We start from the raw sequence: 8,113 nt of genomic DNA on the forward strand, positions 1-8,113 counted from the left end.
CTCGACGGCCGAACCCGGGTGCCTCCTGCCGGGTGCGGCAGCGGTCCGAGCCCGTCCTGTCGTCGGCCGCGCCACGAGGTGCGCGGGGAGACGTGCGGCAGGGTGCAGGGCGACCGTGAGGTCAGAGCAGGACGTCGACGGCCAGCGCGATGGACAGCAGCGTCATGTGCGTGATCGACACCGAGAACAGCCGCATCGGGCGGTCCGGGCCGCCGGCCCGGATCCGGTTGAGCCAGGCGTGGGACTCGGCCACGAACCACAGGCCCAGCGCGACGAGGGCGACCAGCGTGATGACGCCCAGGCCCGGGGTCACCCACACCAGGGGCAGCGAGACGGCCAACGTGGCCCACGCCCACACGACCGAGTGGCGGCCCACGGTCACCGCCCCGTCGGTCACCGTGAGCATCGGGACGCCGGCGCGGAAGTAGTCGTAGCGGTAGCGGCTGGCCAGCGCGTAGAAGTGCGGCATCTGCCAGCAGAAGACGATCGCGAAGAAGACGACGGCCGGCCAGTCCAGCGAGCCGGTGACCGCGGCCCAGCCGATGAGCACCGGGGCGGCGCCGGGGAAGCCCCCGACGACGGTGTTGTGCTTGGTCCGGCGCTTGAGGACCATCGTGTACAGCACCGAGTAGGCCAGCACGGCCCCGGCGGTGAGCGCGGTGGCCAGCGGCGTGGTGAACACGCCCAGCACCACCAGGGACACCCAGGCCAGCAGCACCCCGAAGGTCAGCGCCGCGCGCGGGCTGATCACCCCGCTGGGGATGGGCCGGCTGCGGGTGCGCGACATCAGGCGGTCGATGTCGCGGTCGTACCAGCAGTTGATCGTGTTGGCCGCGCCCGCGGCCAACATGCCGCCCACCAGCGTGGCGACGACGAGACCCGTGCCCGGCCAGCCGCGGTCGGCCAGCATCATCGCCGGCAGCGTGGTGACCAGCAGCAGCTCGACCAGCTTGGGCTTGGTCAGCGAGACGTAGGCACCGACGAGGGCCAGCGGCGACGTCCGGAGCGCGGTGGTGCGGCGCTCGGCGACGGCCGTCACCGGGAGACCCCGGACGCGGGGCGCCCGCAGGCGCTCGGTCGGCAGGTCAGCACGGGAGGATCCAACCACTTCGGCCGGGGGCGGGGGTTCACCCCATGGTAGCCCGGGAACACCTCGGGAACACCCCGCTACCACTAGGCTCGACACGTTGATGCTGCGTGCGCAGCGGGTAGGGCCCAGGTCGGCGACGATGCCGACGACGACGCCGCCCTCCTCCCCGACGACGGGGCGGGCGGGCGCGGGGAGACCACCCGCCGACCACGCACCGTCGTCCGCCCGGAGCGGCGGCACCACCGACGCCTCCGGACGGTCCGACGCACGACCGACCCCGAGGAGCACGAGCCAGATGGCAGACAAGAGCACCGAGTCCGAGGCACCGGCAGAGGCCGCCTCCGACAGCCCCACGGGGTCCCCCGCGCAGCCGAACCCCACGCTGCCCGAGGGCTTCACCGACCTGGACCGCAGGGCCATCGACACCGCCCGGGTGCTCGCCATGGACGCCGTGCAGAAGACCGGCAACGGCCACCCCGGCACCGCGATGAGCCTGGCCCCGCTGGCCTACCTGCTCTTCCAGAAGCACATCGCACACGACCCGTCGGAGCCGAACTGGGTCGCCCGCGACCGCTTCGTGCTCTCCCCGGGGCACACCGCGCTGACGCTGTACACCCAGCTCTACTTCTCCGGCTACGGCCTGGAGCTCGACGACCTGAAGGCGCTGCGCACCTGGGGCTCGAAGACCCCGGGCCACCCCGAGGTCGGCCACACCACCGGCGTCGAGACGACCACGGGCCCGCTGGGCCAGGGCGTCGGCAACGCGGTCGGCATGGCCATGGCCGCCCGCCGCGAGCGCGGCATCTGGGACCCGACGACCGATCCCTCCGCAGAGAGCCTGTTCGACCACACCGTCTGGGCCATCGCCTCCGACGGTGACATGGAAGAGGGCATCTCCGGCGAGGCGTCCTCGCTGGCCGGCACGCAGCAGCTGGGCAACCTCGTCGTGGTCTACGACGACAACAAGATCTCGATCGAGGACGACACCACCGTCGCCTTCACCGAGGACGTCGGCATGCGCTACGAGGCCTACGGCTGGCACGTGCAGCACGTCGCCGACGGCGAGGACCTGGCCGCGCTGGACGCCGCGCTCACCGCCGCGAAGGCCGAGACCGGCCGTCCCTCGCTCATCGTCATGCGCACGGTGCTGGCCTGGCCGGCGCCGAACAAGCAGAACACCGGCGCCGCGCACGGCTCGGCACTCGGGGACGACGAGGTCGCCGCGACCAAGCGGATCCTCGGCTTCGACCCGGAGCAGACCTTCGAGGTCTCCGACGAGGTCATCGCGCACACCCGCCGCGTCATCGAGCGCGGGCAGGCCGCACGTGCGCAGTGGCAGCCCCGCTTCGACGCCTGGCGATCGGCCAACGCCGACCAGGCCGCGCTCTTCGACCGGATGACGACCCGCACCCTCCCCGAGGGCTGGGCCGACGCGCTGCCGACCTTCGACGCCGACCCCAAGGGCATGGCGACCCGCAAGGCCTCCGGTGCCGTGCTGGCCGCGATCTACCCGGCGCTGCCCGAGCTGTGGGGCGGGTCGGCCGACCTGGCCGAGTCCAACAACACCGCCGTGGAGGGCGAGCCCTCGTTCCTGCCCTCGGTGCACCAGACCAAGATGTGGAGCGGTGGCCCCTACGGCCGCACGCTGCACTTCGGCATCCGCGAGCACGCCATGGGCTCGATCATGAACGGCATCGCGCTGCACGGCGGCACCCGCGTCTACGGCGGCACGTTCCTGACGTTCTCGGACTACATGCGACCCGCCGTCCGGCTCGCCGCGCTCATGCAGCTGCCGGTCACCTACGTGTGGACGCACGACTCCATCGGCCTGGGCGAGGACGGCCCGACGCACCAGCCGATCGAGCACCTGGCCGCGCTGCGGGCGATCATCGGCCTGGACGTCGTCCGCCCGGCGGACGCCAACGAGACCGCCGTCGCCTGGCGCACGATCCTCGAGCACGACGACCGGCCCGCCGGCATCATCCTGTCCCGGCAGAACCTGCCGATCGTGGACCGCTCGGAGTTCGGCTCGGCCGAGGGCACCGCCAAGGGCGCCTACGTGCTGGCCGAGGCCAGCTCGGGCACCCCCGAGGTGATCCTGATGAGCACCGGGTCCGAGGTGCAGATCGCCGTCGCCGCCCGTGAGCAGCTGGAGGCCGCGGGCACCCCGACCCGGGTCGTGTCCATCCCGTGCCAGGAGTGGTTCGCCGAGCAGGACCAGTCCTACCGCGACGAGGTCTTCCCGCCGTCCGTCCGGGCCCGGGTCAGCATCGAGGCCGCGATCGCCATGGGCTGGCGCGAGTTCGTCGGCGACGCCGGCCGGATCATCGCCCTGGACCACTACGGCGCCAGCGCGCCGTACACGAAGCTCTACGAGGAGTTCGGCCTCACCGCGGAGGCCGTCGTGGCGGCAGCCCGCGAGAGCATCCAGGCAGCTGCCGGCAACCCCGGCCCGGCGTCGGGTTCCGACGTCGTCGGCGGCCTGCACACCCGCACCGCCGACCAGTAGGCCGCACCCCACCACCCGTGAGTCAGCGGCGGGCCCACGCGCGGGGGCCCGCCCGACCGGAGAGAAGGCACACCCCATGACCCAGAACGAGAACCTGGCGAGCCTGTCCGAGGCCGGCGTCGCCGTGTGGCTGGACGACCTGTCCCGCGACCGGATCCGCAGCGGCAACCTGCAGCAGCTCGTCGACGAGCACTCCGTCGTCGGCGTCACCACGAACCCCTCGATCTTCGCCGCCGCCATCAGCGGCTCGGAGTCCTACGACGACCAGCTGCACGCCATGGCCGTCCGCGGGGTCAGCGTCGAGGAGGCGCTGCGCACCATCACCGCCGCCGACGTCCGCGACGCCTGCGACCTGCTCGCCCCGGTCGCCCAGCGCACCGGCCGCGACGGCCGCGTCTCCCTCGAGGTCGCCCCCGGGCTGGCCCACGAGACCGACGCCACCGCCGCCGAGGCCGCCCACCTGTGGTGGCTGGTCGACCGGCCGAACCTGTTCATCAAGATCCCGGCCACCGTCGAGGGCCTGCCGGCCATCACCGAGACGATCGCCAACGGGATCAGCGTCAACGTCACGCTGATCTTCAGCCTGGACCGCTACAAGGCCGTCATGGAGGCCTACCTGGCCGGCCTGGAGAAGCGCGCCGAGGACCCCGAGGCGTCCTTCGAGGGCATCGAGAGCGTCGCGTCCTTCTTCGTGTCCCGGGTGGACACCGAGATCGACAAGCGCCTGGACGACGCCGGTGCCGACGCCTCCCTCAAGGGCAAGGCCGGCGTCGCCAACGCGCAGCTGGCCTACCAGGCCTACGAGGAGGTCTTCTCCTCCGACCGGTGGAAGGCGCTCGAGGCGCGCGGAGCGAGCAAGCAGCGCCCGCTGTGGGCCTCGACCGGGGTCAAGAACCCCGACTACAGCGACACGCTGTACCTCTCCGAGCTCGCCGCCCCCGACACGGTGAACACCATGCCGGAGAAGACGATGCAGGCCTTCGCCGACCACGGTCAGGTGGGCCGCCCGGTCACCGGGACCTACACCGACGCCGCCGCGGTGCTGCAGTCGGTCACCGACGCCGGCATCGACCTCGACGACGTCTTCCGCGTTCTGGAGGACGAGGCCGTGCAGAAGTTCAACGACGCCTGGGACGAGCTCACCACCTCGGTCCAGGAGCAGCTGCAGGACAAGAAGTAGGACCCGGAGGGGCCGACGCACCGCCGCGTCGGCCCCTCGCCTGCACCGCCCCCACACCGTCACACCCGAGGGACAGATGACCACCAACCCGTTGCGTGACCCGAGGGACCGGCGGTTGCCCCGGGTCCCGGAACCCTGCGCCCTGGTCGTCTTCGGCATCACCGGAGACCTGGCCCGCAAGAAGCTGCTGCCGGCGGTCTACGACCTCGCCAACCGCGGCCTGCTCCCCACCAACTTCGCGCTGCTGGGCTTCGCCCGCCGCGACTGGGACGACGTCGACTTCGCCGAGCTGTCCCGCTCGGCCGCCCAGGAGCACGCCCGCACCCCGTGGCGCGAGGAGGTCTGGGAGCGGCTGGCCAACTCGGTCCGGTTCATCCAGGGCTCCTTCGACGACGACGTGGCCTTCGACGAGCTGGCCAGCACCCTCGGCGAGCTCGAGGGCAGCCACGGCATCGGCGGCAACGCCGCGTTCTACCTCTCCATCCCGCCCAGCCTGTTCCCCGTCGTGCTCAAGCAGATGGAGCGCACGGGCATGGCCACGAGCACCCCTGAGCGCTGGCGCCGGGTGGTCGTGGAGAAGCCGTTCGGCACCGACCTGCCCTCCAGCCGGGAGCTCAACCAGCTGGTCGACTCGGTCTTCACCGCCGACGACGTCTTCCGCATCGACCACTACCTGGGCAAGGAGACGGTGCAGAACCTGCTGGCCCTGCGCTTCGCCAACACCCTCTTCGAGCCGGTCTGGAACGGCGCGCACGTCGACTCCGTGCAGATCACCATGGCCGAGGACGTCGGCATCGGGGGCCGGGCCGAGTTCTACGAGCGCACCGGCGCTGCCCGCGACGTGCTGCAGAACCACCTGCTGCAGCTGCTGGCCCTCACCGCCATGGAGGAGCCGGTCGAGTTCTCCGCCGAGGAGATCCGCACCGAGAAGCTCAAGGTGCTGCGGGCCATCTCGGTGCCCAAGGACATGGCGCGCTTCGCCGTCCGCGGGCAGTACGAGCAGGGCTGGCTGGCCGGCCAGCGGGCCACCGGCTACCGCCAGGAGAAGGGCGTCAGCGAGGACTCGACCACCGAGACCTACGCCGCCGTCCGCCTCGGCGTGGAGACCCGCCGCTGGGCCGGGGTGCCGTTCTACCTGCGCACCGGCAAGCGCCTCCCCCGCCGGGTCACCGAGATCGCGCTGAGCTTCCAGCGCGCCCCGCACCTGCCCTTCGCGCCCACCGACACCGAGGAGCTGGGCCACAACCAGCTCGTCATCCGGGTGCAGCCCGACGAGGGCGTGACGCTGAAGTTCGGCTCGAAGGTGCCCGGCAGCGTGATGGAGGTCCGCGACGTGTCGATGGACTTCCTCTACGGCGAGCAGTTCACCGAGGCCTCCCCGGAGGCCTACGAGCGGCTGCTGCTGGACGTGCTGCTCGGTGACGCCACGCTCTTCCCGCGCAACGCCGAGGTCGAGGCCTCCTGGGCCGTCATCGACCCGTTGGAGGAGTACTGGGCCGACACCACCCCGTTCTCCTACCGCGCCGGCGAGTGGGGCCCGCGGGCCGCCGAGGAGATGCTGGCCTCCGAGGGCCGCGCCTGGCGGCGACCGTGACCCCCACCGACCCCTGCCTGGAGACCAGCTCATGAGCACCCTGTGGGACACCAACGGCTCGGCCATCGTCAAGGAGCTCGCTGCCCAGCGCCGCACCGGCGGCGCGGTGATGAGCGGGGTCGCCCTGACCCTGGTGGTCATCGCCGACGAGGACCGGGTCATCGAGGCCGAGGCGGCCGCCGCGGCCGCCGCCGAGGTGCACCCGTGCCGGCTGCTGGTCGTCGTGCGCCGCCAGGTCGCCGCGCCGTCCCCCCGGCTGGACGCCGAGGTGCTCATCGGCGGGCGCCTGGGCCCCGGTGAGGCCGTGGTCATGCGCATGTACGGCCGGCTGGGCCTGCACGCCGAGTCCGTCGTCCTGCCGCTGCTGGCCGCCGACGCCCCCGTCGTCACCTGGTGGCACGCGGCACCGCCGGACCGGATCGAGACCGACGCCCTGGGCGTCATCGCCGGCCGTCGGGTCACCGACAGCGCGATGGCCGAGGACGCCCTGGCCGCGTTGCGAGCCCGGGCCGAGGACTTCACGCCCGGGGACACCGACCTGGCCTGGACCCGCAGCACCCCGTGGCGCTCCGCGCTGGCCTCCACCCTGGACGCCGTCGTGGGCCGCCGGGGCGACGCCGTGCAGGTGCTCGGCGGCCACCTCGTCGGCGACCCGGAGAACCCGACCGCGCAGCTGGTGGCCGGCTGGCTGAGCTCGCGCTGCGGTTGCGCCGTGGACATCGAGCCCGGCCCCCGCAGGACCGGGTCCAAGGGCATCGACACCATCGTGCTGCGGCTGGACCGCGACGAGGAGGTGCGGCTGCAGGACGACCGCAAGGGCGGCGTCGTCATCAGCCAGCCCTTCCGACCGGACTCCACGGTGGCCCTGCCCAAGCGCAGTCTCGGCGAGCTCCTGGGTGAGGAGATGCGCCGGCTGGACACCGACGAGCCCTACCGCGAGGCACTCGAGGCGGCCACCGGCGTCACCGGCCTGGCCGACCGCCCGGCCACCCGGGAGCACCGGTGGTTCGACCCGATGCGGCCGGCCGGCCCGCCCGCCCCGCAGGTGCCCGACGACTCCACCGAGGACGACGAGGTCGCCCAGACCGGCACCACCGGCGACGACGACGGCGGCGACGACTCCCCGTCGGACGTCCCGGCCCCGGACGACACGGCGCAGGCGCAGTCGTGAGCCAGGAGTCCCCCGGCGAGCAGGTCGACGACGCCCTGGAGGCAGCCGGCCTGCCCACGCCCGACGTGGTCGTCGAGCCCGACGCCGACCGGCTGGCGCGTGCGGTCGCCTCGGCCCTGATGGCCCGCTTGGCCGCCGCCCAGGCCGTGCACGGCAGCGCCTCGGTGGTGCTGACCGGTGGCGGCATCGGCACCGCGGTGCTCCGCGAGGTGGCCGCCCTGGCCGTCGAGCCCGAGGCCTCGGTCGTCGACTGGACGGCGGTCGACGTCTGGTGGGGCGACGAGCGCTGGGTGCCCGCCGACGACGACGAGCGCAACGAGAAGGGCGCCCGGGCGGCGCTGCTGGACGTCGTCGGGGTGCCTGCCGGGCGGGTGCACGCCATCCCGGCCTCCGACGCGGGCTTCGCCGAGCCGGAGGAGGCCGCTGCGGCCTACGCCGACGAGCTGGCCGCGTCCGGTGACGGCGGGCCGCCCCGGATCGACGTGCTGATGCTGGGCATGGGGCCCGAGGGTCACGTGGCCTCGATCTTCCCCGACTCCCCCGCGGCCACCGACAGCCGGACCGTCGTC

6 protein-coding genes are annotated in these 8,113 nt (G+C 73.1%); 5 read left to right on the forward strand and 1 reads right to left on the reverse strand.

All coding sequences use genetic code 11. The features are described 5' to 3' along the window. Positions 1 to 121 precede the first annotated feature (121 nt). Positions 122 to 1,039: a heme o synthase gene (locus tag AC0IVP_RS15465; RefSeq protein WP_056300916.1), complete on the reverse strand. Its 918-nt coding sequence runs from the start codon at positions 1,037 to 1,039 to the stop codon at positions 122 to 124. A 346-nt stretch (positions 1,040 to 1,385) separates the two neighbouring features. On the opposite strand from AC0IVP_RS15465, the gene tkt reads away from it, so the two are divergent. The 5 genes from tkt to pgl all read left to right on the forward strand — a co-directional run. Then, entirely contained in the window at positions 1,386 to 3,599 is a 2,214-nt protein-coding gene (gene tkt / locus AC0IVP_RS15470) for a transketolase (protein WP_056300919.1), read from the forward strand. 76 nt (positions 3,600 to 3,675) lie between these two features. Beyond that, entirely contained in the window at positions 3,676 to 4,779 is a 1,104-nt protein-coding gene (tal, locus tag AC0IVP_RS15475; protein WP_056300922.1) for a transaldolase, read from the forward strand. Between the two features lie 76 nt (positions 4,780 to 4,855). Beyond that, positions 4,856 to 6,373: a glucose-6-phosphate dehydrogenase gene (gene zwf / locus AC0IVP_RS15480; RefSeq protein ID WP_056300932.1), complete on the forward strand. Its 1,518-nt coding sequence runs from the start codon at positions 4,856 to 4,858 to the stop codon at positions 6,371 to 6,373. Between the two features lie 31 nt (positions 6,374 to 6,404). Then, positions 6,405 to 7,544 (forward strand): glucose-6-phosphate dehydrogenase assembly protein OpcA, encoded by a 1,140-nt coding sequence (locus AC0IVP_RS15485; RefSeq protein ID WP_082557240.1) that lies wholly within the window; start codon positions 6,405 to 6,407, stop codon positions 7,542 to 7,544. Then, positions 7,541 to 8,113 (forward strand): 6-phosphogluconolactonase (pgl, locus tag AC0IVP_RS15490; protein WP_471757652.1); only part of this gene is annotated, 573 nt, incomplete at its 3' end. The genes AC0IVP_RS15485 and pgl, both read left to right, overlap by 4 nt.

The organism is Klenkia sp. AC732, from assembly GCF_979256525.1.